This window comes from Kribbella pratensis, assembly GCF_004366075.1.
GTDB classification, from domain to species: Bacteria; Actinomycetota; Actinomycetes; order Propionibacteriales; family Kribbellaceae; genus Kribbella; species Kribbella pratensis.
In genome coordinates this window covers 1,243,344-1,267,164 of record NZ_SODU01000003.1, presented here as the reverse complement: position 1 = coordinate 1,267,164, position 23,821 = coordinate 1,243,344, and the positions used below count along the sequence as shown (strand labels likewise).

At 69.2% G+C, this 23,821-nt stretch carries 24 protein-coding genes and 1 pseudogene; 13 read left to right on the top strand and 12 right to left on the bottom strand.

The features are described from left to right. Positions 1-7 precede the first annotated feature (7 nt). From EV137_RS40805 to EV137_RS30365, 6 genes are all read right to left on the bottom strand, one after another. Positions 8-172, bottom strand: a complete 165-nt coding sequence (locus EV137_RS40805; protein WP_166680051.1) for a hypothetical protein — start codon at positions 170-172, stop codon at positions 8-10. A 13-nt stretch (positions 173-185) separates the two neighbouring features. Then, positions 186-314, bottom strand: coding sequence for a hypothetical protein (locus tag EV137_RS41800; protein WP_255512288.1), 129 nt, complete (start codon positions 312-314; stop codon positions 186-188). Between the two features lie 215 nt (positions 315-529). Further along, positions 530-688: a hypothetical protein gene (locus tag EV137_RS40800; RefSeq protein ID WP_166680050.1), complete on the bottom strand. Its 159-nt coding sequence runs from the start codon at positions 686-688 to the stop codon at positions 530-532. A 472-nt stretch (positions 689-1,160) separates the two neighbouring features. Continuing rightward, the gene (locus EV137_RS30375) at positions 1,161-1,868 is read right to left on the bottom strand and encodes a GntR family transcriptional regulator (protein ID WP_134008117.1); all 708 of its coding nucleotides are present in this window, start codon (positions 1,866-1,868) and stop codon (positions 1,161-1,163) included. Further along, complete coding sequence (locus EV137_RS30370) at positions 1,868-2,383, bottom strand: cysteine hydrolase family protein (RefSeq protein WP_134131652.1); 516 nt, start codon at positions 2,381-2,383, stop codon at positions 1,868-1,870. The genes EV137_RS30375 and EV137_RS30370 overlap by 1 nt, the downstream gene beginning before the upstream one ends. Further along, positions 2,383-3,834: a purine-cytosine permease family protein gene (locus EV137_RS30365; protein WP_202871201.1), complete on the bottom strand. Its 1,452-nt coding sequence runs from the start codon at positions 3,832-3,834 to the stop codon at positions 2,383-2,385. The genes EV137_RS30370 and EV137_RS30365 overlap by 1 nt, the downstream gene beginning before the upstream one ends. A 130-nt stretch (positions 3,835-3,964) precedes the next feature. Here EV137_RS30365 and EV137_RS30360 point away from each other — a divergent pair, with 130 nt between their 5' ends. The 3 genes from EV137_RS30360 to EV137_RS30350 are packed head-to-tail and all read left to right on the top strand — an operon-like array spanning position 3,965 to position 6,191. Further along, positions 3,965-4,501, top strand: a complete 537-nt coding sequence (locus EV137_RS30360; RefSeq protein ID WP_133789680.1) for an NADH-quinone oxidoreductase subunit B — start codon at positions 3,965-3,967, stop codon at positions 4,499-4,501. Then, positions 4,498-5,268 carry an NADH-quinone oxidoreductase subunit C gene (locus tag EV137_RS30355; RefSeq protein WP_134131651.1) on the top strand — a complete coding sequence of 257 codons (771 nt, stop codon included), beginning with the start codon at positions 4,498-4,500 and terminating at the stop codon, positions 5,266-5,268. Before EV137_RS30360 ends, EV137_RS30355 begins: the two co-directional genes overlap by 4 nt. Then, the gene (locus EV137_RS30350) at positions 5,265-6,191 is read left to right on the top strand and encodes a GNAT family N-acetyltransferase (protein WP_238175640.1); all 927 of its coding nucleotides are present in this window, start codon (positions 5,265-5,267) and stop codon (positions 6,189-6,191) included. Before EV137_RS30355 ends, EV137_RS30350 begins: the two co-directional genes overlap by 4 nt. Here the strand turns inward: EV137_RS30350 and EV137_RS40795 are convergent. After that, positions 6,186-6,326: a hypothetical protein gene (locus EV137_RS40795; RefSeq protein ID WP_166680049.1), complete on the bottom strand. Its 141-nt coding sequence runs from the start codon at positions 6,324-6,326 to the stop codon at positions 6,186-6,188. The genes EV137_RS30350 and EV137_RS40795 overlap by 6 nt on opposite strands. A gap of 31 nt (positions 6,327-6,357) precedes the next feature. Further along, positions 6,358-7,542 carry an NAD(P)H-binding protein gene (locus tag EV137_RS30345; RefSeq protein WP_134131650.1) on the bottom strand — a complete coding sequence of 395 codons (1,185 nt, stop codon included), beginning with the start codon at positions 7,540-7,542 and terminating at the stop codon, positions 6,358-6,360. Positions 7,543-7,604: 62 nt separating this feature from the next. On the opposite strand from EV137_RS30345, the gene EV137_RS30340 reads away from it, so the two are divergent. Further along, positions 7,605-8,552, top strand: a complete 948-nt coding sequence (locus EV137_RS30340; protein WP_238175638.1) for a complex I subunit 1/NuoH family protein — start codon at positions 7,605-7,607, stop codon at positions 8,550-8,552. Here the strand turns inward: EV137_RS30340 and EV137_RS30335 are convergent. Genes EV137_RS30335 through EV137_RS30320 form a run of 4 tightly spaced genes read right to left on the bottom strand, consistent with a single transcriptional unit; the run spans position 8,549 to position 12,073 of the window. After that, complete coding sequence (locus tag EV137_RS30335) at positions 8,549-9,853, bottom strand: ABC transporter permease (protein WP_255517854.1); 1,305 nt, start codon at positions 9,851-9,853, stop codon at positions 8,549-8,551. The genes EV137_RS30340 and EV137_RS30335 overlap by 4 nt on opposite strands. Continuing rightward, a complete protein-coding gene (locus tag EV137_RS30330; RefSeq protein ID WP_134131648.1) occupies positions 9,850-10,515 on the bottom strand; it encodes an ABC transporter ATP-binding protein in 666 nt (221 codons plus the stop codon). Before EV137_RS30330 ends, EV137_RS30335 begins: the two co-directional genes overlap by 4 nt. After that, positions 10,512-11,564 carry a peptidoglycan-binding protein gene (locus tag EV137_RS30325; RefSeq protein WP_134131647.1) on the bottom strand — a complete coding sequence of 351 codons (1,053 nt, stop codon included), beginning with the start codon at positions 11,562-11,564 and terminating at the stop codon, positions 10,512-10,514. The genes EV137_RS30330 and EV137_RS30325 overlap by 4 nt, the downstream gene beginning before the upstream one ends. Next, positions 11,564-12,073 (bottom strand): hypothetical protein, encoded by a 510-nt coding sequence (locus tag EV137_RS30320; RefSeq protein WP_134008131.1) that lies wholly within the window; start codon positions 12,071-12,073, stop codon positions 11,564-11,566. The genes EV137_RS30325 and EV137_RS30320 overlap by 1 nt, the downstream gene beginning before the upstream one ends. A gap of 106 nt (positions 12,074-12,179) precedes the next feature. Here EV137_RS30320 and EV137_RS30315 point away from each other — a divergent pair, with 106 nt between their 5' ends. From EV137_RS30315 to EV137_RS41590, 9 genes and pseudogenes are all read left to right on the top strand, one after another. After that, complete coding sequence (locus tag EV137_RS30315; RefSeq protein WP_130384769.1) at positions 12,180-12,836, top strand: response regulator transcription factor; 657 nt, start codon at positions 12,180-12,182, stop codon at positions 12,834-12,836. After that, entirely contained in the window at positions 12,833-14,041 is a 1,209-nt protein-coding gene (locus EV137_RS30310; protein WP_238175637.1) for a sensor histidine kinase, read from the top strand. The genes EV137_RS30315 and EV137_RS30310 overlap by 4 nt, the downstream gene beginning before the upstream one ends. 209 nt (positions 14,042-14,250) lie before the next feature. Beyond that, positions 14,251-15,327, top strand: a complete 1,077-nt coding sequence (locus tag EV137_RS30305; RefSeq protein ID WP_166680048.1) for a phosphotransferase enzyme family protein — start codon at positions 14,251-14,253, stop codon at positions 15,325-15,327. 15 nt (positions 15,328-15,342) lie between these two features. Continuing rightward, positions 15,343-19,992 (top strand): excinuclease ABC subunit UvrA, encoded by a 4,650-nt coding sequence (locus EV137_RS30300; protein WP_134131645.1) that lies wholly within the window; start codon positions 15,343-15,345, stop codon positions 19,990-19,992. After that, positions 19,989-20,945, top strand: coding sequence for a prenyltransferase/squalene oxidase repeat-containing protein (locus EV137_RS30295; RefSeq protein ID WP_134131644.1), 957 nt, complete (start codon positions 19,989-19,991; stop codon positions 20,943-20,945). The genes EV137_RS30300 and EV137_RS30295 overlap by 4 nt, the downstream gene beginning before the upstream one ends. 34 nt (positions 20,946-20,979) lie before the next feature. Beyond that, complete coding sequence (locus tag EV137_RS30290; protein ID WP_134131643.1) at positions 20,980-21,321, top strand: YciI family protein; 342 nt, start codon at positions 20,980-20,982, stop codon at positions 21,319-21,321. Further along, positions 21,318-22,514 (top strand): RNA polymerase sigma factor, encoded by a 1,197-nt coding sequence (locus tag EV137_RS30285; RefSeq protein ID WP_134131642.1) that lies wholly within the window; start codon positions 21,318-21,320, stop codon positions 22,512-22,514. Before EV137_RS30290 ends, EV137_RS30285 begins: the two co-directional genes overlap by 4 nt. 38 nt (positions 22,515-22,552) lie before the next feature. Then, positions 22,553-23,305, top strand: a complete 753-nt coding sequence (locus tag EV137_RS30280; RefSeq protein WP_238175635.1) for a methylenetetrahydrofolate reductase — start codon at positions 22,553-22,555, stop codon at positions 23,303-23,305. Positions 23,306-23,486: 181 nt separating this feature from the next. Beyond that, positions 23,487-23,702, top strand: a pseudogene (locus EV137_RS41590) (4Fe-4S binding protein); the annotation flags it as partial. Positions 23,703-23,821: the final 119 nt, after the last annotated feature.

The following is a 23,821-nucleotide window of genomic DNA, read 5'->3' as shown; positions in this document are numbered from 1 at the left end:
TCGGCGGTCATGCGGCCGGGCGGGGTCGAAGGGCGTGGCGTGGCTCGGACTGTGCGGCCCGCTCCGTGCGCTTGCGGCGGTTCGCGACCCGGAAGTCACGCTTGGCGCGCTCCAGCCGGTAGGCCGATTCCGCCTTCATGGCTTCCGGGGTCAGTGGCATGTTGATCATCATGGTTTCCCTCCCTTCAGGCTTTCCGGCCGAACAGGTGGCTGATGGTCCGGCGGCTCCGGGTGTTCCGGGTCTGCCGGAAGTCACGGCTGAGGCGCTCCCTGCGGTAGTCGACCTCTGCCTTGACCGATGCGTTGGTGAACATGTGTTCCTCCGGTTGTCTGTGCCGGCTGCTTGCCGACAGGTGTAAATCTGCTCGTCTGAGGAGGACCGGCACATCGGAAGTCCTCCCTATCCCCGCGGGTGGGCGGTACCTAGGTGCTCTGAGGGGGTCCTAGGGGGCCGAAAAGACGGTGGCGCGGCCGGCTCCGAAGAGCCGGCCGCGCCTTGGGGGAGGGGGCTGGGGCGGTGATCGTGCGGTCACATCGCGGGACGGGCCCGAAGTTCGGGCGCGCAGGGCTGGGGCGGCTGCGGCGCACGCTTGGGCAGGAACCACAGCGGACGCTGGTAGTCCCGCCGGATCCGGTCCTGCCGGTACTTGATCTCCGCCCGCACCGCGTCAGTCGAGTAAACGAACATGATGTCCTCCGAGCTCCTGTCGATGAGTAGACAGTGCTCGTCTGAGGCAGCCCCCCACATCAGCACAACTCCCTATGCCCGAGGCAACAACCTCCTTAGGTGGACCGAATCAGCACCTCGACAGGACGTCTCACCCCACCCGGCCACCCGCCCCGCTCAGCACCACGACCGCAGCCCCCTCCATCCCCAACACCTCCTGTCGACCTGCCGACGCACTTTGCCCGCAGCCCACCTCCCGCCCCGCCCACCTCCGCCACCGCCGCGCGGCGGCTGGTTCGCCGAGTCGTGGGAAATGGCTGGTGTCGCCGACCTTGATCCACGACTCGAGGATTGCGGTGTCAGCCGATCGCCACGACTCGGTGGGAGCATGCGCGGAGGGGTGCAGCAGCTCGGCGGTGGGGCCTCTGCGCGGGACCACGGGACCGTCCGCCGAAGGCGCAAGAGGACTGTCGCCGCCGCTAGGCGGTGTCGTTTAGCTGCGGTAGGTCAGGCTCAGTTCGTAGTGGGTGGGGTCGAGGAGTTCGTCGGCGTGTTCGGCGAAGGTGTCGGTGGCGGTCCAGCTGGTTCGGGTGGTGTGCAGGAACCAGGTGCCGTCCGGGCGGGCCAGGTGGCCGGCCTCGACGGGGGTGAGGGGACGGCCTCGAAGACGTTGCTCGCAGTGGTCGAGGTACAGGCCGGCGCGGTTCAGCGTGACGCTGATCGACCCGTTGTCCAGCCCGCGTTCGGGCAGGTCCCGCAGCGACTCGATCGCCGGAACCCGGCTGCGCTCGAGCGAGATCGCCGTACCGTCCGTGAGCTGCCGGACGCGTTCGATGACGACCACCTCAGGCGACGTCAGCCCGAGCCGATCAGCGAGCGCGGGATCCTCCTCCAGTTCGATCCGGACCGTCCGCATCCGGGTCTCCACGCCTTGCTCGGACAACGCGTGCGTCCACCCGAGCCGCCCGTCCAGCGGCCGCCCGTCGAACAGCACGTACGACCCCTTGCCGGTGTGCGTCGCGATCAGCTTGTCCTCGGCGAGTACGGCGAGCGCGGCGCGGACGGTGTTCCGGCTGACCGAGAACCGTTTCGCCAGCTCCACCTCACCGGGCAGTTGCGTGCCCCGCCGTACGACACCGGACTTGATCTCCCGCGCGAGCACCCGCGCGATCCGCTCGTGTTTCAGGGAGATCCGGCGCATCACCGCAACTGCTCCACGCTCACGATCTCCAGCATCGGGGCGTACAGCCGCATCACGTCGATCGCCTTGCCGTGGTTCTCCGCGGTCGACCCGGCGCACGCCTCCTCGACGACCTGGACCTGTACGCCGGCGTCCACCGCGGCAAGCGCCGTACTGATCACGCAGCAATCGGTCGACACCCCGGCCAGCACCAGCCGCCCGTCGGCCCGCGCCGCCAGTTCGGGGCCCCAGGCACCGAACGTGGTCTTGTCGAGAGTTGAAGCACCCTTGAACTCGTCGACCAGCTGATAGTCCTGCGAGTCCGGCGGCTGCAACGCGAACGGAAACTGCTCGTAGTAGCCGACCCACGCACCGTCAGGCTGCTCCGGCGCGACGAACCGCGTGAACACCACGTCCGGCGCGAACAGCTTGATCAGCTCGCGAGTCGGCTCGACGACCCGCTGGAAATCCGGTGCCGCCCACCCGGACGCCGGGTCCGCGAAGATCCGCTGCAGGTCGATGAGGGCCAGCACCATCAGGCCTCCTGACGCCGTACGGCGGACCGCCCGCCGAACCACTGCACGACGAAACCGAGCACCAGTGCGACCAGTACGCCGAGGTTCGCGTAGGCCCACGTGCCTTCCTTGCCGCCGAGACCGAACGCCCCGAGCAGGTACCCCTGCCACGTCAGCCACGACGCCAGCGCGTTCGTGACGAGACCCCACCCGATGCCGGTGGCAACGACCATCGTCACCACCGGCAGCCACCGCACGTCGCCGTACCGTCCCGTAGGCCGGTAGAGGTCGTCCTCCGCGTAGTCGCGCCGCCGGGACGCGATGTCGGCGAGCATGATCCCGCACCACGCCGCGATCGGTACGCCGAGCGTGATCAGGAACCCTTGGAACTGCCCGAGGAACTCGCCGCCGTAGAACACCACGTACACGGTCCCCGCGATCATCACCACACCGTCGATGAACGCCGCGACGTACCGCTTCACCGGCAACCCGAGCGAGAGCAACGCGAGCCCGGACGAGTAGATGTCCAGTACGGCGCCGCCCACCAGCCCGAGCACCGCCACGATCACGAACGGCACCAGGAACCACGTCGGCAACGCCTCGGCGAGCGCCCCGATCGGGTCCGCGCCGATCGCTTTCGACAGATCCTCCGACGAACCCGCCAGCAGCAGACCGAACACCAGCAGTACGACGGGAGCCAGCGAACCGCCGAACGTGGTCCAGCCGACCACGCCGCCGCTCGACGCCCGGCGCGGGAGGTACCGCGAGTAGTCGGCGGCCGCGTTCACCCAGCCGAGCCCGAAGCCTGTCATCAGGAAGACCAGTGCGCCGATCACCGCCTGCGCGGACCCGCTCGGCAGCGCAGAGACGGTGCTCCAGTGGATCTGATCGGCGACCAGGACGATGTAGACGACCGTGAGTACGCCGGTGACGATCGTGATGACTGTCTGCGCCCGCATGATCAGGTCGAACCCGAGTACTCCGCAGGCGACTGTCAGCAGACCGACCACGAGCAGCGCGATCACCTTGGTCAGCGTGCCGCCGCCCCAGCCGAGCCGCTCGAACACGGTCGCGGTCGCCAGCGTCGCCAGGATCGTCAGCACGGTCTCCCAGCCGACGGTCAGCAGCCAGGAAACCAGTGACGGAATCTTGTTTCCGCGGACACCGAACGCGGCCCGGCTGAGCACCATGGTCGGCGCCGAACCACGTTTTCCGGCGAGGGCGATCAGCCCGCAGAGCAGGAACGAGAACACCACCCCGAGCAGCCCGGCGATCACCGCCTGCCAGAACGAGATCCCGAACCCGAGCGCGAACGCGCCGTAGCTCAGCCCGAGCACGGACACGTTGGCGCCGAACCACGGCCAGAACAGCTGGTTCGGGCGGCCCTTCCGCTCCGCGTCCGCGATCACGTTCAGCCCGTTGCTCTCCACCGCGAGCGCGCGGGTCTGCTGCACCTCGACCTGGTCGGTCATATCGGCTCCTCGAAGAACCTGTTCAGTCCTGTTCAATCACGGTAGGCCCGCGCCACGTCATGGTCAACAGATGCCCCTGGTCGCCGGTCACCGGACTAGGGTGAGGTCTGTGGGTGAGATCGAGCTGGGGATGCCGACCGTGCGGCCGGCGGTGGGTGCGTTGGCGAGGCTCGCGCCGGAGCCGGTCCGGTACCTGCTGAACTGGGGCCGGAAGTACTCGCTCTGGGTGTTCAACTTCGGGCTCGCGTGCTGCGCGATCGAGTTCATCGCGGCGTCGATGGGCCGGCACGACTTCATCCGGCTCGGCGTGATCCCGTTCGCGCCCGGACCGCGACAGGCCGACCTGATGGTGGTGTCGGGCACCGTGACCGACAAGATGGCGCCGGCGATCAAGCGGCTGTACGACCAGATGCCGGAGCCGAAGTACGTGATCTCGTTCGGCTCCTGCTCGAACTCCGGCGGCCCGTACTGGGACTCGTACTGCGTGACGAAGGGCGTCGACCAGATCATCCCGGTCGACGTTTATGTGCCGGGTTGCCCGCCGCGGCCGGAGGCGTTGCTGCAGGGCATCCTCAAGCTGCAGGAGAAGATCGCCGGGGAGCCCCTGGCGAGCCGGTACGACGAGCCGTCCGCGGCCGCTCTCACCCGGGGGCTGGTGCAGCCTTGAGCACCGACGCGCTCGAGGCGCTGACGGGTGCCGGGATCGCCGCGACGTCGGCGGACAGCTTCGGGCCGATCGCGCTCGACGTACCGCCGGAGTCGTGGGTCGCGGCGCACGAGGTACTGCGGGACGCGGTCGGTCTCACGTTCTTCGATTTCCTGAGCGCGTCCGACGAGCTCAAGGACGGCTTCCGGGTGGTGTCGCATCTCGCGGACTTCTGGGGCGGCTCGCATGTCGACCACGTGCTCGTGCGGACGTTGGTGCCGCGCGGCAACGCCGTACTGGCGACGCTGTCGGAGTTGTACGCCGGGGCGAACTGGCACGAGCGGGAGACGTACGAGATGTTCGGGATCGCCTTCGAGGGGCATCCGAACCTGACGACGCTGCTGCTGCCGGACGAGTTCGAGGGGCACCCGCTGCGGAAGGAGTTCGTGCTCGCGTCACGGGTCGCGAAGCCGTGGCCCGGCGCGAAGGAACCGGGCGAGTCGGACCACGCGCCGTCGGGCGCCCCGAGCCGCCGCCGCACACTCCCACCCGGCGTCCCCGACCCAGAAACCTGGGGCCCCCGCCCGCCCGGATCACCCGACCCCGACCCCCTGGCCCCGGCCGAAGCCGCCGCCACCCCCGCTCGCCCCCGCCGAGCAGGTGCAGGCGGAGAACGCCGCGCCCGCCGCCAATCCACCCCAACCGCACCACCGGCGGCCGACGCCCCGCCCACCGCACCACCGGCCGACCCGCCCGCTGATCCGCCGACGGGTGATGTGCCGTCGTGATTCCGTCTGCGGAAGAGCTGGCGCGGTACACGCTCGAGCGGCAGCATCCGATCACCCGGACCTGGGTGGACGACGCGCAACGCCTGGCGACGCTCGCCGAGGAGCATGCCGCGCTGGACATCCTGCTGGCCGAGGACCTCGAGATCGCCACCCAGCGCACCGAACGCCTGGCGCCGGGAACGCCGCCCGAGGCGATGCTCAACCGCTGGATTGCCGTAGGCAACGACCTGCACGCGATGCTCGGCATGCGCTTCGAAAACCTGAACCCCACAAGGCCGTTCGTCGACGCGACCCCGATGAGCCGGTCGCCGAAACCATCCGACCTGCCCGCCCTGGCCGCAGCCGCCCAAGAGCACTACGGCATCCACCACCCGCTCTACGTCCGCCTGTGGAGCGCCGACGCGGGCATTCCCGGTACCGTCCCCGACCGCCGCTTCCTCGCCGCGCCGATCCGTGAGCTCCGCGCGCGCGACGTACCACCCGGCCTGGCGCTCCGGCCGGCGAAGACCGTCGACCACTACGACGAGGCCCGCCGCGCGTACGCCGCGGTCGATGCCGACCACCCGCACCACCGCGAGGAAGCAACCATCCAGGATCGCGAGGACCTCCAGGAGGCAGCGGACGAAGGCCTGCTGTTCGACGTCACGGTGAACGACGAGTGGGCCGGGTACGCCGCCGCCATCATCAAGCCCGACGACGCACTAGGCCTCCCCGCGTACGTCGTCCGCGAACTGGTCCTGGCTCCACAACACCGAGGCCACGGCTACGGCCCCCACCTCAGCGCTCTCCTGGCCCAGTCCCTCCCCGACCCGACCCGCATCCTGATCGGCACCATCCACGAAGCCAACCACGGCGCCCGAACCGCCGCCCTCAAATCCGGCCGCCAAGACATCGGCGGCTGGCTCCAACTACCGCTGTCATGACCAAGCCTGGTCCATCACCTCAGGGTCCTCCAGGTCGCGAGCGAGCTCCGAGAGCCGCTGGAGATCGGCAAGGGTCACCGCAACCTCCGAGCGCTCGGTCTCCTGGTTGGGCTCTTGGTGCAGATCATCACTCATGGCATCACCTCCTAGGCGAAGTTTGATGATTTCAAACGTGCGGTGGCGTGTAGTAGAAGACCTCTTCTCGGGTTATTTGGGCGGCTCGGACTGTGTAGAGGGAGAGTTTGGTGGTTTGGGAGCGGGTGCCGGTTCGGACGTTCAGTTGGTCGAAGGTGAAGCGGACGGCGAAGTGATCGTCGAGGAGTAGTGGGCCGACGATGTGAACGCCGAGGTACTCGATGTCGGCGTTCAGGCGGCGGGCGTTCTCGAGGATGGCGTCGGCGCCTTTGACCTCGATCTCCTCGCCACCGGTCTCGAGCGGTGCGACGCGTACGACCTCGGGTGCCAAGAGCGCGAGTGCCTGGTCGAGACGGCCGGTCGACAGCGCATCGACGTACCGCCGGGCGACCTCGGCCGCGGACAGGACGCGGAACTCGTCGGCGTGCTCGTCCGCCCACTCGGCGAACGTGAGCGCGGGGCGGCCGGTGAGTTCGGTGACGGTGGTGGTGACCGGCTCGGGGTTGTCGACGAGCGAGGCCCAGTAGGCGACCGAGCTCTCGGCGAGGATCGGGTCGGCGCCGAGGTCGAGCATCGCCTGCCGCGCCTCCGCGTCGGTCAGCGCCTCGACCCGCATCTGTTTGCCGATCGCCCGCGCGATGGTCCGGATCTGCTCGGCCTGCGTCAGCACCTCGGGTCCGGTGAGGTCGTAGGTCTGGCCGATGTGCTGGTCGTTCAGGAGCGCGAGTACGGCGACCGCGGCGATGTCCCGTTCGTGGATCAACGACCGGCCGGCCTCGGGCGATGCGACTCGGACGACATCACCGCTGCGGAACTGCTCAGCCCAGGTCTGCGCGTTGACCGCGAATCCACCCGGTCGCACGAACGTCCAATCCTTGTCCCGAAGGAGCTCTTCCACGTCGGCCCACACCCCGCCGGACGGTGCGCTCAACGAGGACAGGTAGACGACCCGCCGCGGCAGTTCGGCCACTACGTCGGCGGCTCCGTCGGCGCTGAACGACGGCCACAGCAGGAACGCGGCGTCGACGTCCGCCGCAGCCCGGCGTACGGCGGCGGGATCGTAGAGATCGCCCTTGATCAGTTCGACGTCCGGCGGGAAGCCGGCGAGGTCCGGCGTACGGACGAGGGCGCGAACGGTCACGCCCGCGGCGCGCAGCCCGTCGACGACATGGCGGCCGACGCGGCCAGTGGCTCCGGTAACAACAATCGTGGTCATGGGAGCCAGCCTGTGACCTCAACGTTGGTTGAGGTCAAGCAGAAGCCACTAGGCTGGCGGGCATGCTGGAGTTCGTGGTGCGGGTGGTGGGCGTTCTGGTCGCCTTCCTGGTGGCGCCCTTGCTGGTCGGTCAGGCCGAGCACAAGGTGATGGCGCACATGCAGTCGCGGCTCGGCCCGATGTACGCCGGCGGGTTCCACGGCTGGGCGCAGCTGGTCGCGGACGGGGTGAAGTTCGTCCAGAAGGAGAGCGTGGTCCCGGCCGCCGCCGACAAGCGGGTGTTCGAGTGGGCCCCGATCGTCGCGATCCTGCCGTACATGGCCGCGCTGGCCGCGATCCCGCTGGCGCCGGGTGTCGTCGGCGCCGACCTGGACTCGGGCCTGTTCTTCGTGATCGCGGTGATGAGCATCGGTGTCCTCGGGTCGCTGATGGCCGGCTGGGGCAGCGGGAACAAGTACAGCCTGCTCGGCGGGCTCCGGGTCGCGGCGCAGCTGATGAGCTACGAGCTGCCCTTCGTGCTGTCCGCGGCGAGTGTCGCGGTCGCGGCCGGGTCGCTCAGCCTGACCGGCATCGCGCACGCGTGGAACCCGTGGTGGTTGCTCTGGCAGCTGCCCGGTCTGGTCGTGTTCTTCATCGCCGGCCTGGCCGAGCTGCAGCGGCCGCCGTTCGACATGCCGGTCGCGGACTCCGAGGTGATCTTCGGCCCGTACACCGAGTACACCGGGCTCCGGTTCGCGATGTTCCTGCTCGCCGAGTACGCCGGGATCGTCGTACTCGCGGGCCTCACCACGGTCCTGTTCCTCGGCGGCTGGAGCGGTCCCGGGCCGGAGTCGATCGGCTGGATCTGGACGCTGTTGAAGGTCGCCTTCGTCTCGGTCGTGGTGATCTGGGTACGGGTCTCGTTCCCGCGGATGCGCGCCGACCAGTTGCAGAAGCTGGCGTGGCAGGGCCTGGTGCCGGTGGCGCTGATCCAGCTCGCGCTCACCGGCATCGGCGTCGTCGTCTTCTAAGGAGTAGCCAGGGCCTCCGTTGGTGAAAGCCGAGACGCCCGGACGGCCGGGTACAGACCGGCGAGTCCACCGATCACCAGGGTCGCCGCGACGCCGCCGGCCAGTGCCCAGACCGGGATGACGGTCAACCAGTTCTGGTACGACGCATAGGCCGCGGTGACCGCGGATCCGAGTAATGCCCCGCCGACCCCGCCGAGCGCGGACAGCAGCAGCGACTCGGTCAGGAACTGGGTGCGGATCTGGCCGCGGGTCGCTCCGAGCGATCGGCGCAGTCCGATCTCGGCGCGACGTTCGAGGACCGAGATCACCATGATGTTCGCGACCCCGACGCCGCCCACCAGCAGCGCGACCGCGCCCAGGCCGAGTAGGAGCCCGGTGAACGCTTGGCCGGCTGCCTGCTTCGCGGCGAGCGCGTCGGACGGCCGCGACACCTCGACCTCGTTCGGCGCTTCCGGATTGGCCGTTGCGCCGAGCACCGATCGGACCGCCGGCACCTGGGTGTCGTCCGAGCGGGTGTAGATCGTGGTCGGGTGCCCGTCGAAGGACAGATCGCTCGCCGCGGGCCAGCCCATCAGCGCGGCGCTGTCCAGCTCGGGTGCGAGCGCGGCGGGTTCGAGGATGCCGAGGACGGTGAACCACTGGTTGCCGATCAGCACCTGCGTGTCCGGGCCTGCCTTGGTGATCCCCAGCCGCTCGGCTGCGCTCGCGCCGAGGACGGTCGCCGGATAGCTGCCGGTCGCGGCGTCGATCCACTTTCCGCTGCGGATGGTTGCGCCGATGGTGTCGAGCAGGTTGGTACGGGCGGCATACGCGATGATGCCGTTGGTCTGCACGTCCGGGATCTTGTTGGTCCGGTAGACCGATGCGTCGTCGACCTTGCCGATCGCGGACTCGGCACGCACCGGTGGGATCCGGCGGACCATGGATTCGGCGGCGAGCGGCAGTTGGGCCTGTTCGCCGGTCAGGCGGGTGCCGGGGGTGACCGTCAGCAGGTTGGTGCCCAGGGCATCGAGTTGTCCGTCGAGCTCGGCTCGCGAGGACGACGAGATGCCGACCACCGCGACCATCGCGGCGATCCCGATCGCGATCCCCAGCGCGGACAGGAACGCCCGCATCGGCCGAGTCCGCAACCCGACCGCACCCACGCGTACGACATCCCGGAGCTTCAAAGACGCGGGTTTGAGTTCGCCGCTCCGCCGCCCCCGACCCGGCGCCGGCTCATCGCGTCCGCCGCCCGCGCCCGGTGCCGACATCGGCTCACCGCGCGGGCCGCCTTGGGTTTGTCCCGGTTCGCTGGTCATGCGTGCACCTCCTCGATGATGATGCCGTCGCGCATCCGGATCTGGCGGGGGAGGGAGGCTGCGATGTCGCGGTCGTGCGTGATCACCACGACCGTCGTTCCGGCGGAGTGCAGGTCTCGTAGTAGTTGCATCACGCCTGCGCCCGACGCGGAATCCAGTGCCCCGGTCGGCTCGTCGGCCAGCAGTACGGCGGGTTCGCCGGCGACTGCCCGCGCGACAGCTACGCGTTGCCGCTCGCCGCCGGACAGCTCGTGCGGCTCGTGATCGAGGCGGTGCGCGAGACCGACCCGTTCCAGGGCAGCCGCCGCGCGCTTCCGGCGTACCGACAGGCGGAGACCGGAGTAGAGCAGCCCGTCGGCGACGTTGTCGACCGCCCGGACGCCGGCCGCGAGATGGAACTGCTGGAACACGAACCCGATCCGCGTCGCGCGCAACGCCGACAGCCCCGCGTCGGACAGCCGCGCCACGTCGTACCGGTCGATCCGGACCGTTCCGGAGGTCGGGCGGTCGAGGGTGCCGAGGACGTTCAGCATCGTCGACTTGCCGGAGCCCGACGGGCCGACGATCGCGACCAGTTCGCCGGGATCGATCCGCAGACTCACACCTCCGAGCGCGTTCACCCCGCCCGGGTACACCTTGGTCACCTCGCTCAGCTCGATCACTTGGGGATCCCCACCGTGGTGCCGGCCGTGATGCCGGTGCCGATGATCTCGACCTGGCCGCTCGCGAACAGCCCGGTCTTCACCGGCACGTACCGCGACGTCGTACCGTCCGTGACCTCGACTCCGAAGCCGCCCTCCCGGAGCGCGACCAGAGCCGCGACCGGAACGGTCAGCACGTTCTTGCGTTCCGAGGCCGTGAACGTGACGTCGACGGCCGCGGACGACCAGGCAGCCACCGCCTTCTGGTCGGCGATGGCAACGATCACCTCGACCTTGGTTTCCGGATCCTTGTCCGGGCTTTCCGCCGGGATGATCACCGTGGAAACTTTCTGGATCTTTCCGGGCACCGACTTTCCGTCCGGGAGTGCGACGGTGACCGCGGCGTTGAGCGTCGCCAGCCGCTGGTCCGCCGCGTCGAGCTGGACGGTGACGGCGCGGGTGGTGCCGGTGTAGGTCAGCACCGGCTGGTTCGGGCCGAGCGGTGAACCTTCCTCGGCCTGCACGCTGTCGACCCGCAGATGACCCGGCGCGAACAGGACGCTGCCGAGCTCGACGACGCCCGTCTCGTCCAGGCCGAGGTCCTCCTGCCACTCCTCGACCGCATCGGCGGTCGCGTCGGTGTACTCGTCGTCCACGGTGAACCCGGTGTAGCCCATCGCCTTCAGGTTCTGCTCGAGCTGTAGGACATCGGTGCCCTCGGTCCCGATCGCGAGCCTGCGGTACGCCGGGAGCGCGCCGTACAGCAAGGTCGTCGGCGTGTTGTCGATGCTGTACACGGTGCTTCCGCGGCGCAGCTCCTGCCCGCTGTCCGGTACGGCGGTGACCGTGCCGGCGACCCGGTTGACCGCGGAGGACGACGTACCGAATCCGAGTGTGCCGTCCTGGGTCTCGGTGTCCTTCAAGGTCTGCTGCGTGACCTTGGTCGTGTTGATCGGCACGGCCTGCGCGGCCGGGTTCGTTGCCTGGCTGGTGTCGCCCCGGCTGACCAGGAACGCGCTTGCGGCGCCCCCGGCCGCCAGGACGGCCACAGCTGTGAGTGCCTTACGCATCAGCGTCCCGCCAGGATGCTCTGGCAGGCGTCCTGCGCCTTCTTGAAGTCGGGATCGTCCGCCACGCCCGGCCCGATCATGATGCCGCGCTGGTCCGGCTTCGGGTCCGGAAACTTCTCGACCCCGTTTTTCCGCATGCACTCGGCGTACTTTCTGCCGTTTTCCGCCTGCTGCGGGTTGGCGCTGCCCTGAGCCTGCGGGTTGTACTGCTGGCACGCCTGCATGGCCTTCTCGACCAGCTCCTGCGTGACTCCGGAGCCCTTGTCGAACTTCAGCATCGGGCCCTTGCCCGGTTCCGGGTCCGGGACGTTCAGGCCGTTCTCCCGCAGGCACTGGGTGAACTTGACCGCCATCTCGTCCCGGCTGAGGCTGGCCGGCGCACTGCTCGGCGCCGTGGACTGCTGCCCTCCGCCCCCGGAGGCGACCTGGGCATCGGGCTCGTCGGCCCCGCAGCCGGTCAGGATCAGGCCGGCGACCAGAACGGAAACGGCCAGAATGGTGTTGCGCATCGGTGCTCCTCTCGTTTCCGCCAAACCTTTCTCGGTCGGCCGTTTCCGGACCGTTTCCGAGTGCGGAAACACGGCGGAAACACCGATGTCGGGGATCATGGGGTGCGTGCGGGTACTGGTGGTCGAGGACGAGCCGTTGCTGGCGGCAGCGATCGCGGAATGGCTGCGCGACGACTCACATGCCGTCGACGTGGCCGGTGACGGCGGCGCGGCGCTGGAACGGCTGTCGGTGAACGCGTACGACGTACTCGTGCTGGACCGCGACATTCCGGTCGTCCACGGGGACGAGGTGTGCCGTCAGCTGGTGGCTTCCGGATCTGCCACGCGGGTGCTGATGCTGACCGCGGCGGCCGCCGTGACCGACCGTGTCGAGGGGCTCGGACTGGGCGCGGACGACTACTTGACCAAGCCGTTCGCGTTCGCCGAGCTGGCCGCGCGAGTACTGGCGCTGGGCCGGCGGAGCCGCCCGGCCGATCCGCCCGTACTGCGACGCGCCGGGGTCACCCTCGACCCGGCGCGGCACGAAGTTTTCCGGGACGGCCGGTACGTGCCGTTGTCGAAGAAGGAATTCGCCGTACTCGTGGAGCTGCTGCGAGCCGACGGCGCGACCGTGTCGGCCGAACAACTGCTGGAGAAGGCATGGGACGAGCACGTGGACCCGTTCACCGGAGCGGTCCGGCTGACGATCCTGAAGCTGCGCCGGAAACTGGGCGAGCCGGGCCTGGTCGAGACCGTCACCGGCGTCGGCTACCGCATCCCGTGAGGCGGCTGACGTTACGGGGGCGGCTGACGCTGCTGTACGGCGGCCTGTTCATGGTCGCCGGCGTGGTCCTGCTCGGGGTGACGTACGCCCTGTTCACCGCGAACCTGGGTCAGAAGTACCAGGTGATCGTGAAGGGGACGTACCTGAGTCCGTCGGGCACTGCCAGTAGGCCGCCGCGACCTGATCAGGCCTACGTGCTGAACAAGGACGGTGCTCTGCTGACGGGCTCCGACGCGGAACGGGTGATGAACGAGCAGCGCGAGCAGGTGAGGCAAGCCGCGATCAAGTCGCTGCTGACGCAAGGGAGTATCGCGCTGGTCCTGGTGGGTGGGCTGGCGGCGGGATTCGGGTGGTTGGTGGCGGGGCGGGTGCTGGCGCCCTTGCATCGCGTCACCGACACGGCGCGGCGGATCGCTTTGACGCCGTCCGCGCTGCACGAGCGGATCGCGTTGAAGGGCCCCGACGACGAGGTGAAGAACCTGGCCGACGCCTTCGACACGATGGTCGAGCGCCTGGACCATTCGTTCGACGGCCAACGCCGCTTCGTCGCCAACGCCTCCCACGAACTCCGTACGCCGTTGACCCTCGGCCGCGCGCTGGTCGAAGTGGCAATGCATCGACGTACGGCGTCCACGGACGTCAAGGAACTGGGCGAGAGCCTCCTGACGATCAACGCCCGCCACGAGCAACTCATCGACGGGCTGCTGATCCTCGCGGACTCCGAGAGACACCTGTCGACTGTCTACCCGGTAAACCTCGCCGACGTCGTCAACCACGTCACCGCCCAACTCACCACAGAAGCCGCCGCGGCCGGCGTCGAGCTGATCCGCAGCCCCGGCGAGGCGCCCACACGCGGCGACGCGTTGTTGCTGGAACGACTGGTCCACAACCTGGTCGAGAACGGTATCCGCCACAACCAGCCCTCGGGGGAGCGGTGGGTCCGGGTGCTCAGCAGGACAGCCGACGATTGCGTGCAGATCGTGGTCACGAACACCGGCCCGGAGATCCCGCCGTACGAAGTCGAATCCCTCTTCAAACCCTTCTACCGCCTGGGCGCCGAACGCCTGGTCAGCACCAAAGGCGCCGGTCTGGGCCTGTCCATCGTCCGCTCGGTCACCGAAGCGCACGGCGGCACCGTCACCGCCGTCCCCCGGGAAGGCGGCGGCCTCCAGGTCACCGTCGCCCTCCCGCTTGACCCTGCTTGACCCTGCTTGACCCTGCTTGACCCTGCTTGACAAGGATGACGCCGGTCGGGGAGATTGGCGGAACGGCGTCGACCGGTCGCCGAGCTGTGGAACGTCCGCCCAGCCGGGGTTCCAGTGGCGAAGGGGATCTGCCCTCTCGGTCGTCGATGTCTGCAGGCCATCTCTCAACACCGCGTCGCTGGGGACGAGGGTGTCGGAGGAGGCTTGTCATGACCAGGGACAGCAACTTCAAGAAGGTCGTACGGCGTCATGCCGCGGCGACGGGGCAGCGCTATACCGAGGCGCTGACCGACCTCGAAGGGCTCGGCTCCCGCATGGACCACGAGCCCGTGGCCGGTCGGCTGCTCGCCCACCTTCGCAACCGCTACGGCATCGATGCGGTCGCGGCGACGAAGGTCAGTGTGCACAAGACCTACGTGTTCCGCATCGACCGGAACGACGGCGACCCGTGGATCGCGCGGGCGTTCCCTCCCGCTCGTCGGCGGACCAGCGTCGAGGGCGATGCCGCGATCCTGCGATTCCTCGAGCGGCACGACTTTCCGGCGGAGCGTCTCGCGGTCGCCGACGCGGTGTCCGATTTCGACGGAAGCACGGTCCTCGTGACCCGATTCGTCGAAGGTGATCACCTTCCCGATGGTGCCGAGAAGTTCGCCATCATGGGTGATCTGCTCGGACGGCTGCACGCGCTACCTCTCGACGACTCGGTCAGCCGCGCCGGTGGGGCGAGCGGTGAGGACCCGAGCCGTGAAGGTGCGCCGCGGCAGGACCTGCTGGCGGGCCTCGCGTTTCTCGACGCGGTCGACACGAAGGTCGCCGCGGCCGATCGCGAGCGCTTCGAACGCCTCCGGGACCAGGTGCGTTCGGCCGACGACGGTCACGGCCTTCCCGACGGCCTGCTGCACGGCAACCTCCTGCACGCCCCCGATCATGCGGTGATCGGCGATCGAGGGCCGGTGGCAATCAACTGGAAGGCGTCCGGACGCGGACCGCGCCTCGCCGATTTCGCCTACCTGATCTGGGGGACCGGGGACTGGTCTCCGACGCGACTCACCAACGAAGAGCGCATCGAAGCCGCCGTCACCGCGTACCGCCGCCATGTCGAGCCGACCGACGAGGAGCTCGATCGGCTCGAGGCGGTCATGTACATCCGCACCCTCTACCTCGTCTGTTTCAGCTACCGGCGCGCGGTCACCAACGGCGTGCCGTTCGACGAATGGGCCTTCATCGAGCCACCGGAGTACTACCGCTCCACCGCGGCCGCGACCAGAGCCGCGTTCCGGAAATAGGTCCGGAAACAGGCAATGAGAGTTCAAGGTGCGGCGGAGCACAACCTGCGGGACGTCGATGTCACGTTCGGACCCGGCCTGACCGCGGTCGTCGGTGTGTCCGGCTCGGGGAAGTCGTCGCTCGCGTTCGACGTGGTCTACACCGAGGCGCGGCGCCGGTTCGTCGAGTCGCTGGGACTGGGACGTCCGGGGACACGCGTGCCGGCCGCGCAGGTGAAGAGCATCGATGGCTTGGGTCCGGCGGTCGCGATCGCTCAGAACGTACTGAACGTCAACCCCGCCTCGACCGTTGCGACGTCGGTCGGCCTGCATCCGTTCCTCCGCATTCTGTACGCGCGATTCGCGGACGTCACCTGTCCGCGGTGCCAGGCACCGGTGCACGCGGTCTCGCGAGAAGAACGGCTCGCCATCGCCCTGGACCTGCTTGCCGCCAAGGGCCGCCTCCCGGTGGAAGTGGCGGTCGTGCGCCACCTCAACGGAAGTCACGCGCGACTGCTCGCCGGCCTCCGGGGCCAGTTCGCCGCAGTCACGATCGACGGGCGTCCGTGGGCCGCGAAGAGCGGCGTGCCTCGGCTCGACCCGACGGTTCCGCACGATGTCGTCGTACGGATCGCCACCCTGCAGGCGGATGCATCTGCGGCGGAGGTTCGCGGCATGCTCGAGCATGCCGACGCGTTGGGCTCACACGAGGTTCGTCTCGGTGGTACGCCGGTACTCCGAGCACCGATCTGTCCGAGCTGCTCGGACTGGGTCCGGCCGCTGGAGCCGTCGGCGTTCCGCGACGCCGCGATCGACACGTCGTCGCATCGCATCGCCGGGATCGCCCTGACAGAGTTGCTCGCCCGCTCGGTGCGCGAGGTCCTCGAGTTCGTCGAGGACCTCGCGATCGGCCCGCGCGCAGCACGCGTTCGGGACGAGCTGCTGCGGCGACTGCGGCCGCTGGTCACGCTCGGCCTCGGCCATCTCACCCTCGACAGGCCGATGCCGACGCTGTCGCGGGGGGAGGCGCAAAGGATCCGACTCGCGGTCGTCCTCGGTGGCCGGCTCGAGGATCTGCTGCACGTCCTCGACGAGCCCACCATCGGGCTGCATCACACCGACCTCAAACCGTTGCTCGAGGCAATGGCGGCGTTGCCGGGCCCGGTCCTGATGGTGGAGCACGACCGTACGGCGATCGCGCTGGCGGACGATGTCGTCGAGATCGGCCCGGCCGGCGGCCGTGGCGGTGGCGAACTCGTCTTCCAAGGAACGCCCGCCGAACTGTGGCGGGCCGGCACCGCCTCGGGTCGCGGCTTCTCGGCCCCGACCCGGGCCCGGCTCGCGGCCCGCAAGATCGGTGATCGGCGGATCGGCATCACCGGCGCCGGCCTGCGCAACCTGCGCGCTGTCGACTGCGAGATCCCGCTCGGAGCGCTGACCGTCCTCTCAGGCCCTTCGGGAGCAGGCAAAACCACTCTCGCTCGCGACGTGTTGCTGGCGTCGATCCGGGCCGGCGCGCCGGTCGGTTGTTCGGCCATCGACGCGCCTGCGATGCGAGCGATCGCCGTCGATCAGAAACCGCTGGGCAACAACCCGCGGTCGAATCCGGCGACGTACACGAAGGTGTTCGATCGGATCCGCGATGTGTTCGCGCAGCAGACCGGGCGGTCCGCGTCGGAGTTCACGTTCAACCGCGGCGAAGGCGCGTGCCCGGAGTGCGAGGGGATGGGCGCGGTCGCCATCAGCCTCAGGGAGCTGGCGCCGATCTGGGTTCCGTGCGAGGTCTGCGAAGGCCGCCGGTACCGGCCCGAGATCCTCGAGGCGATGTGGGAGGGCCGGTCCATCGCTGACGTGCTGGAGTTGAGTGTTGACGAGGCCGGCGCGTTGTTCGCCGAGCACCCAGCGGTGACACGCATCCTTCGGACCCTGCAGGAGGTCGGGCTCGGCTACGTCACGCTTGGACAACCGTCGCCGAGTCTGTCCGGTGGTGAAGCGCAACGAGTCCGCCTGGCCCGTGAGGTGACGAAGGCGAAGGCCGGCAATCTCGTGCTGCTCGACGAGCCCACCACCGGGCTTCACCCCGGCGACCTGGACCGGCTCCTCACAGTGCTCGACAAGCTGACGGCCGACGGCTGCACAGTGGTCGTCGTCGAACATCAGGCAGACGTGATCGCCGCCGCCGACTGGCGTATCGAACTCGGCCCGGGTGGTGGCCCCGACGGCGGACGCCTGCAGCACTGCGGCCCCGCCGTCGCCGAGAAGCGGCCGAGGGTGACGCCCCGCGCCAAGCCGCGGGCCGACCGGCGCTCGAGTGAGGTCATCCAGGTGCGCGGCGCCCGGGCTCACAACCTGCAAGGGATCAACGTCCAGTTCACCAAGGGCCGATTCACGGTCGTGACCGGCGTCTCGGGCTCAGGCAAGTCGTCGTTGGTCGGCGACGTACTCGCGGCAGAGGCCGACCGGCGGTTGCTCGAGAGCCTGTCGGTGTACGAGCGACAGTCGGTGCGCGAAGGGCCGGAGGCGCCGGTCGACTCGCTCAGCGGGCTGGGCCCGACGATCAGCATCGACGCGTCCGGCACGACCTTCCCGCCGGGTGGGCCCGGGCGCTGGGATGCCGCGCGTACGACGGTTGGCCGGTCGAGCGACCTCGACCGCCTCGTCTCCCTCGTCCTGGCGCGCGCCGGTGTGCGGTCGTGCCTGGAATGCGGTGGTGACCAGGTTCGCCGGTCCGCACCGACGCCGGAAGCAGCGTGGGTCTGCGGAGACTGCGCGACGAGCGCGGTGCCGATCGAGCCGCGTCACCTGATGGGGTCGCCCGCGTCCGTCTGTCCGCAGTGCCTGGGAATCGGCGTCGAGCGGGAGTTCGACTTCGCCGCGCTCATACAGCCCGACGCTCCACTGGCCCGCTGCTTTGGCGGAGGTCTGGCGTGGTTCCGTCCTGAGGTGGTCGGCAGCAACGACGTGATGCGGACATTCGCGGAGCGGTACCAGTTCGACCCGCGTACGACGCCGTGGTCGGAGCTGAGCGACGAAGTCCGGCACGGGATCCTGTACGGCGATTCGTCCTGGGTGGGGCTGAACCACTGGGCCAGGCTCGACCTGGGCGGCCTGGAAACCAGAGCGTTTCCGTGCCGGGAGTGCGGCGGCAAGCGACTGCGCGCTCCGTACCTGGCGATGCGCATCGCGGGTCGCGACCGCAACGACCTGTTCTCGGCCACGTTTGCCGAGTTGTACGACGTACTGGCGTCGATGGACGAGCCGGACGATCCGCACGCGGCCCACGCTCGTACCGTTGCGTCGTACCGGCTCGGATTCCTGGGCCGTGTCGGGCTCGGCTATCTCACGATGAACCGGACGACCTGGACGCTGTCCGCGGGGGAGGCGCAACGGATCAAGCTGGCGTCGGTACTCGGTGGCGGCCTCGTCGGCATGACCGTCCTGCTCGACGAACCGTCCCGAGGTCTGCATCCGTCCGAGGTGGACGCGCTCGCCGGCACCCTGCGCGAACTGCGCGACGCCGGCAACACCGTCATAGCCGTCGAACATGACGCGACCCTCATTCGTACCGCCGACGACGTCATCGAGATCGGTCCCGGTCCCGGCCGAGCGGGCGGCCGGCTCGTCGACCTCGACAGCGCCGAGTCGGTCACCCGTGCGGTGCGCGAGGGACGGATCGCGATCCCGCAGCGCGACCGCCGCGTGCCGACCGAGTGGATGCAGGTCACGGGAGCGCGGGAGAACAACCTGTGCGGCCTCGACGTACGCATCCCGCTCGGCGTGCGGGCCGGCGTGTGTGGTGTGTCCGGGTCGGGGAAGTCCTCGCTCGTCGTCGACACGATCGCGCCCGGGCTTGTGCGACCGGCGACCAACGTCTCCGGCGGTGGCATCGTCCGCGTCGAACCTGGGGTTCACCAGGTCATTTCGGGTGCTCCCGCTCGGACGATCGTCGCCGACCAGGGCCGCGCGGAGATCACGTCACCCGGCAGCTTCCTCGGGCTCATCACCGCGGTCCGCAAGTCGTTCGCCGCGAGCGAGGCGGCCCGCGAGCAGGGCATCACGATGAAGGACCTCAGCTACGGCTGCGACGCCTGCGGCGGGAAAGGAACGTGGCAACAGAGCATGTCGTTCCTGCCATCGGTGAGCCAGACCTGCGAAGTCTGCGGCGGTTCGGGCTACCGTCGCGAGATCGTCGCCCTCCGCGAGCGGGACCGAACGCTCGCTGACATCGAAGCGTTGACCATCGGTGAGCTCGTCGACGAGTGGGGCGACATCGACGCCGTACGTCGCGTGGGCGACGCAGCCCTCGCGCTCGGCCTTGGCTACCTCGTCGTCCGCCAACCCGGTTGGAGTCTCTCCGGCGGTGAGGCGCAGCGACTCAAACTCGCCAAGGAGCTCGCCCGTCCGTCCAAGGTCGGTAGCCTCTACGTACTCGATGAGCCCACGGTCGGCCTGCAGGCCACCGATGTCGTCGTACTCCTGCGCGCGTTGGACGCGATCGTCGACGCGGGCAACACCGTCTTGGTGGTGGAGCACGACCCGATGGTGCTCGCCACCTGCGACTGGCTGATCGAACTCGGTCCGGGCGGTGGACCTCACGGCGGAAGGATCGTCTTCGAGGGCGAACCCGAACAGCTGGCCGAAGCCGACACGGCAACGTCGCCATTCGTGCGGGCGGTGTTGCCATGAACACGCTCCTGCTCGGAGACCCGTCGCCGTCGCTGCGGTGGCGCGCGGCTGTCGAGCTCGAAGGCGCCACCGATGACGATGACGACGTCAAGGCCTGGCAGGGCGAGATCGCAGCGAGTCCCGCCGTACGATCACTCCTCGGGCGGCTCGCGGCGGCTGAGCGGCCTCAAGACGCCGGGTACCTGCTCTGCCAACTCGCGTACCTCGGCTACCGCGGCCCTGAGCTCGCCGCTGCCGTCGATGCGATCTTCTCCCAGCAGCAGCCGGACGGCTCGTGGTCGCTGCGGCCCGACGACGACAGGACCGCAGGCAAGCCCTCGGATGGCCCGCGGTTCGTCACCATGCAGACCGTCGTACCGTTGCGAGGTATCGCCGCCGCCGGTTTCGCCACCGATCCTCGCGCTGAACACGCCTACGAATGGCTTCTGCGCGAACGACTCCACGACGGCTCCTGGCCCTCCGGACCCAAAGCCGATCTCGGCGGTCCGGGACGGCCTGGCCCGCCGGAGAAGGAGTACCGGCGACTCACCCGCGGCGAAGGTTGCCGTTCGGCGACAACTGGTGCGGTGGCCTGCCTCGCACTGCACCCGCAACGCAGCCGATCCGACGCCGCCCGCATCGGCGTCGACCACCTCCTCGCCCGCGAGACCCGCGACGAGTCGGGCCTTGGCTGGGAAGTCTCCCGCCTCGTCGGCCTCGAACGTGCGATGGGACAGCTCACGTTCTACGTCACCGTCGATCCCGCCTTCGTCCTCGACCTCGCCTCCCGCTGCGGGGCCTCCACCGACGACCGCCAGGTGCAAGCGCTGGTCACCTGGCTCGAATCCCGCCGAGGCCCCTACGGCCTCTGGCAACACCCCACCCATCCCCAACTCTCCCGCTGGCTGACGTTCGACCTCGAAACCACCCTGCGTCGAATAAACAGGGTGTCGCTGCCTGTCGATCCAGGCTGAGGCTGTTCGTGTAGAGGGCGAGAAGGAGGCAACGATGAACCAGTACATGCTCAGCATCTACCAGCCCGATGGTCCGGCTCCCGAGCCCGAGATCCTGGACCCGATCATGCGCGACCTCGAGGTCCTGAACGCGGAGCTGCGGGCGGCCGGCGTCTGGGTGTTCGACGCCGGGATGCACCCGCCGGACACCGCCACCGTCGTGAAGGCGTCCGGCGACGACATCCTCGTCACCGACGGACCCTTCACCGAGGGCAAGGAACACCTCGGCGGCTTCATCGTCATCCGCGTCGAGGATCTCGACGCCGCGCTGCACTGGGCCCGCCGGCTCACCAAGGTCCTCGGCCTGCCCGTCGAGGTGAGGCCCTCGCAGTCGTGACACCTGACCTCGCCGCGATTTTCCGGGCCGAGCACGGGCGGGCGGTCGCTGTGCTGACGCGTGTCTTCGGCGACCTGGAGATCGCCGAGGACGCCGTCCAGGACGCGTTCGCCGCGGCGGTCGAGAAATGGCCGGAAAACGGTGTACCGCCGAGCCCGGCCGGATGGATCATCACGACCGCGCGGAACCGCGCGATCGACCGCCTGCGCCGGGAATCGGCGCGGCCGGACAAGCAGGCCGAGGCGGCGCTGTTGCATGCCCAGGACGAGCCAGTGGAGGAGGGCGTCGTGCGGGACGACCGTCTCCGGCTGATCTTCACGTGCTGCCATCCGGCGCTGGCGCTGAACGTCCGGGTCGCGCTCACCCTGCGAATGCTCGGCGGCCTCACCACGGCCGAGATCGCCCGCGCGTTCCTGGTGCCCGAGCCGACGATGGCGCAACGCCTGGTCCGGGCCAAGGCCAAGATCCGCACCGCAGGCATCCCGTACCGCGTCCCGTACGAGGCCGATCTGCCCGAGCGCGTCCGCGGCGTACTCGCCGTCGTCTACCTGATTTTCAACGAGGGGTACGCCGCCTCGTCCGGCGAAACGCTGGTCCGCGACGAACTCGCCACCGAGGCTCTCAGGCTGGGCCGGCTGTTGGTCGAGCTGATGCCGGATGAGCCTGAAGCCGTCGGCCTGCTCGCGCTGATGCTCCTCCAGCAATCCCGTCGCCCGGCCCGTGTCGCGCCCGACGGCACGCTCGTCCGCCTCAGCGACCAGAACCGCGCCCTGTGGGACCGCGCATTGCTGCAGGAAGGCCAGGCGCTCGTCCGCCGATGCCTGCGCCGCAACCAGCCTGGCCCGTATCAACTCCAGGCCGCTATCAACGCCGTCCATGCTGACGCTGCAACCCCCACCGCCACCGACTGGCGCCAGATCCTCCAGCTCTACGACCACCTCCTCACGCTGGAACCCACGCCGGTCGTTGCCCTCAACCGAGCCGTCGCCGTAGCCGAAGTCGAAGGCCCCGCCGCCGCCCTCGCCCTCGTCGACGCCCTGTCGCTCGACACCTACTACCTCTTCCACGCCATCCGAGCCGACCTGCTGACCCGGCTCGACCGCATCCCCGAAGCCCAGGCCGCCTACAAGTCCGCCCTGGAGCGCACCCCGAATCAGGCCGAGCAGAACTTTCTCCGAACGCGGATGAGATAGCCCGCCCCGGTCTGCCGACCTTCTGTAGGGTCCGGAGGGTGTTCGAGCTGATCTGTGAGGTGGAGCCGCCGACCCGGCCGGATCTGAAGAAGGTGCGGCATCAGATCGGGGTGATGAGTCCGATCGCCGACGGGTTCCTGATCCCGGACAACCACATCGGGCGGGCGACCGTCTCCAGTGTTGCGGTGGCCAACGAAGTGCAGCTGATGGGCGCGCAGGGGATCGCCTGCCTCAACTCGCGTGATCGGAATCTGCTCGGTTTCCGGCGGGATCTGCTGACTGCGGCGGCGTACGGCGTACAGCGTTTTCTGTTCGTGCACGGGGACGACCCGGCGGAGGGTGCCCGCACGAGCCAGTTGACGGTACGGCGGATGATCGAGCAGACCCGCGAGACGACGTACCCGGGCTGTGACCCGTTCAAGGTCGGGGCCGCCACCCGTCTTCGGCCGGTGCCGAAGTGGAAGGCCGAGGCCGACTTCCTGTACGTCCAGGTCAGCTACGACCTCGACGAGCTGCTCCGCTGGCGCGAATCGGTCCAGCTCGACATCCCGGTGTACGCCGGAGTGATGGTGCTCGCCTCTGCCCAGATGGCTCGCAACCTCGCCGGGCTGCCCCAGCTCAAGATCCCGGCCGATCTCCTCGAGGCGGTGGAGCGGGACCGGGACGCCGGGGTGGACCACGCCTGCGAGCAGATCCTGAAGATCCGTGACTCCGGGGCCTTCGAGGGCGTTCATCTGATACCGGTCAGCCGGTACCGCCAGGTCGCGGCCCGCCTGGAACGCGAGCTGTAGGACGTGCGGATCGGCTAATGTCCTGCTAAGAGACGGGAGGTGGAGCGTGGGACTGCCTGGCAAGGGCCTGGTCGAGGGGTTGAAGGTCACCGCGAGGACCCTGGCCCGTCGTTCCGTCACCGAGCAGTACCCGGACGTCCAGCCGGAGTTGCCGCCGCGCAGCCGTGGCGTGATCGCGCTGATGGAGGAGAACTGCACCTCCTGCATGCTGTGCGCCCGCGAGTGCCCGAGCTGGTGCATCTACATCGACTCGCACACCGAGACCGCGCCGTCGGTCGGTGAGCAGGCCCGGGAGCGCAGCCGGAACGTGCTGGACCGGTTCGCGATCGACTTCAGCCTCTGCATGTACTGCGGGATCTGCATCGAGGCCTGCCCGTTCGACGCGCTGTTCTGGTCGCCGGAGTTCGAGTACGCCGAGACCGACATCCGGAACCTGACCCACGAGAAGGACCGGCTCCGCGACTGGATGTGGACGGTGCCGGCGCCACAGCCCATCGACCCCGGTCCGGCTGCGTC

Bases quoted from the DNA above. Each gene is read 5' to 3' on its own strand.
- EV137_RS30290 (WP_134131643.1), top strand. From the start codon at position 20,980: ATGAACCAGTACATGCTCAGCATCTACCAGCCCGATGGTCCGGCTCCC.
- EV137_RS30365 (WP_202871201.1), bottom strand. From the start codon at position 3,834: ATGACCGACCAGGTCGAGGTGCAGCAGACCCGCGCGCTCGCGGTGGAG.
- EV137_RS30295 (WP_134131644.1), top strand. From the start codon at position 19,989: ATGAACACGCTCCTGCTCGGAGACCCGTCGCCGTCGCTGCGGTGGCGC.
- EV137_RS30300 (WP_134131645.1), top strand. From the start codon at position 15,343: ATGAGAGTTCAAGGTGCGGCGGAGCACAACCTGCGGGACGTCGATGTC.
- EV137_RS30375 (WP_134008117.1), bottom strand. From the start codon at position 1,868: ATGCGCCGGATCTCCCTGAAACACGAGCGGATCGCGCGGGTGCTCGCG.
- EV137_RS30360 (WP_133789680.1), top strand. From the start codon at position 3,965: ATGCCGACCGTGCGGCCGGCGGTGGGTGCGTTGGCGAGGCTCGCGCCG.
- EV137_RS40795 (WP_166680049.1), bottom strand. From the start codon at position 6,326: ATGAGTGATGATCTGCACCAAGAGCCCAACCAGGAGACCGAGCGCTCG.
- EV137_RS30335 (WP_255517854.1), bottom strand. From the start codon at position 9,853: ATGACCAGCGAACCGGGACAAACCCAAGGCGGCCCGCGCGGTGAGCCG.
- EV137_RS30370 (WP_134131652.1), bottom strand. From the start codon at position 2,383: ATGGTGCTGGCCCTCATCGACCTGCAGCGGATCTTCGCGGACCCGGCG.
- EV137_RS40805 (WP_166680051.1), bottom strand. From the start codon at position 172: ATGATGATCAACATGCCACTGACCCCGGAAGCCATGAAGGCGGAATCG.
- EV137_RS30345 (WP_134131650.1), bottom strand. From the start codon at position 7,542: ATGACCACGATTGTTGTTACCGGAGCCACTGGCCGCGTCGGCCGCCAT.
- EV137_RS30320 (WP_134008131.1), bottom strand. From the start codon at position 12,073: ATGCGCAACACCATTCTGGCCGTTTCCGTTCTGGTCGCCGGCCTGATC.
- EV137_RS40800 (WP_166680050.1), bottom strand. From the start codon at position 688: ATGTTCGTTTACTCGACTGACGCGGTGCGGGCGGAGATCAAGTACCGG.
- EV137_RS41800 (WP_255512288.1), bottom strand. From the start codon at position 314: ATGTTCACCAACGCATCGGTCAAGGCAGAGGTCGACTACCGCAGGGAG.
- EV137_RS30340 (WP_238175638.1), top strand. From the start codon at position 7,605: ATGCTGGAGTTCGTGGTGCGGGTGGTGGGCGTTCTGGTCGCCTTCCTG.
- EV137_RS30305 (WP_166680048.1), top strand. From the start codon at position 14,251: ATGACCAGGGACAGCAACTTCAAGAAGGTCGTACGGCGTCATGCCGCG.
- EV137_RS30325 (WP_134131647.1), bottom strand. From the start codon at position 11,564: ATGCGTAAGGCACTCACAGCTGTGGCCGTCCTGGCGGCCGGGGGCGCC.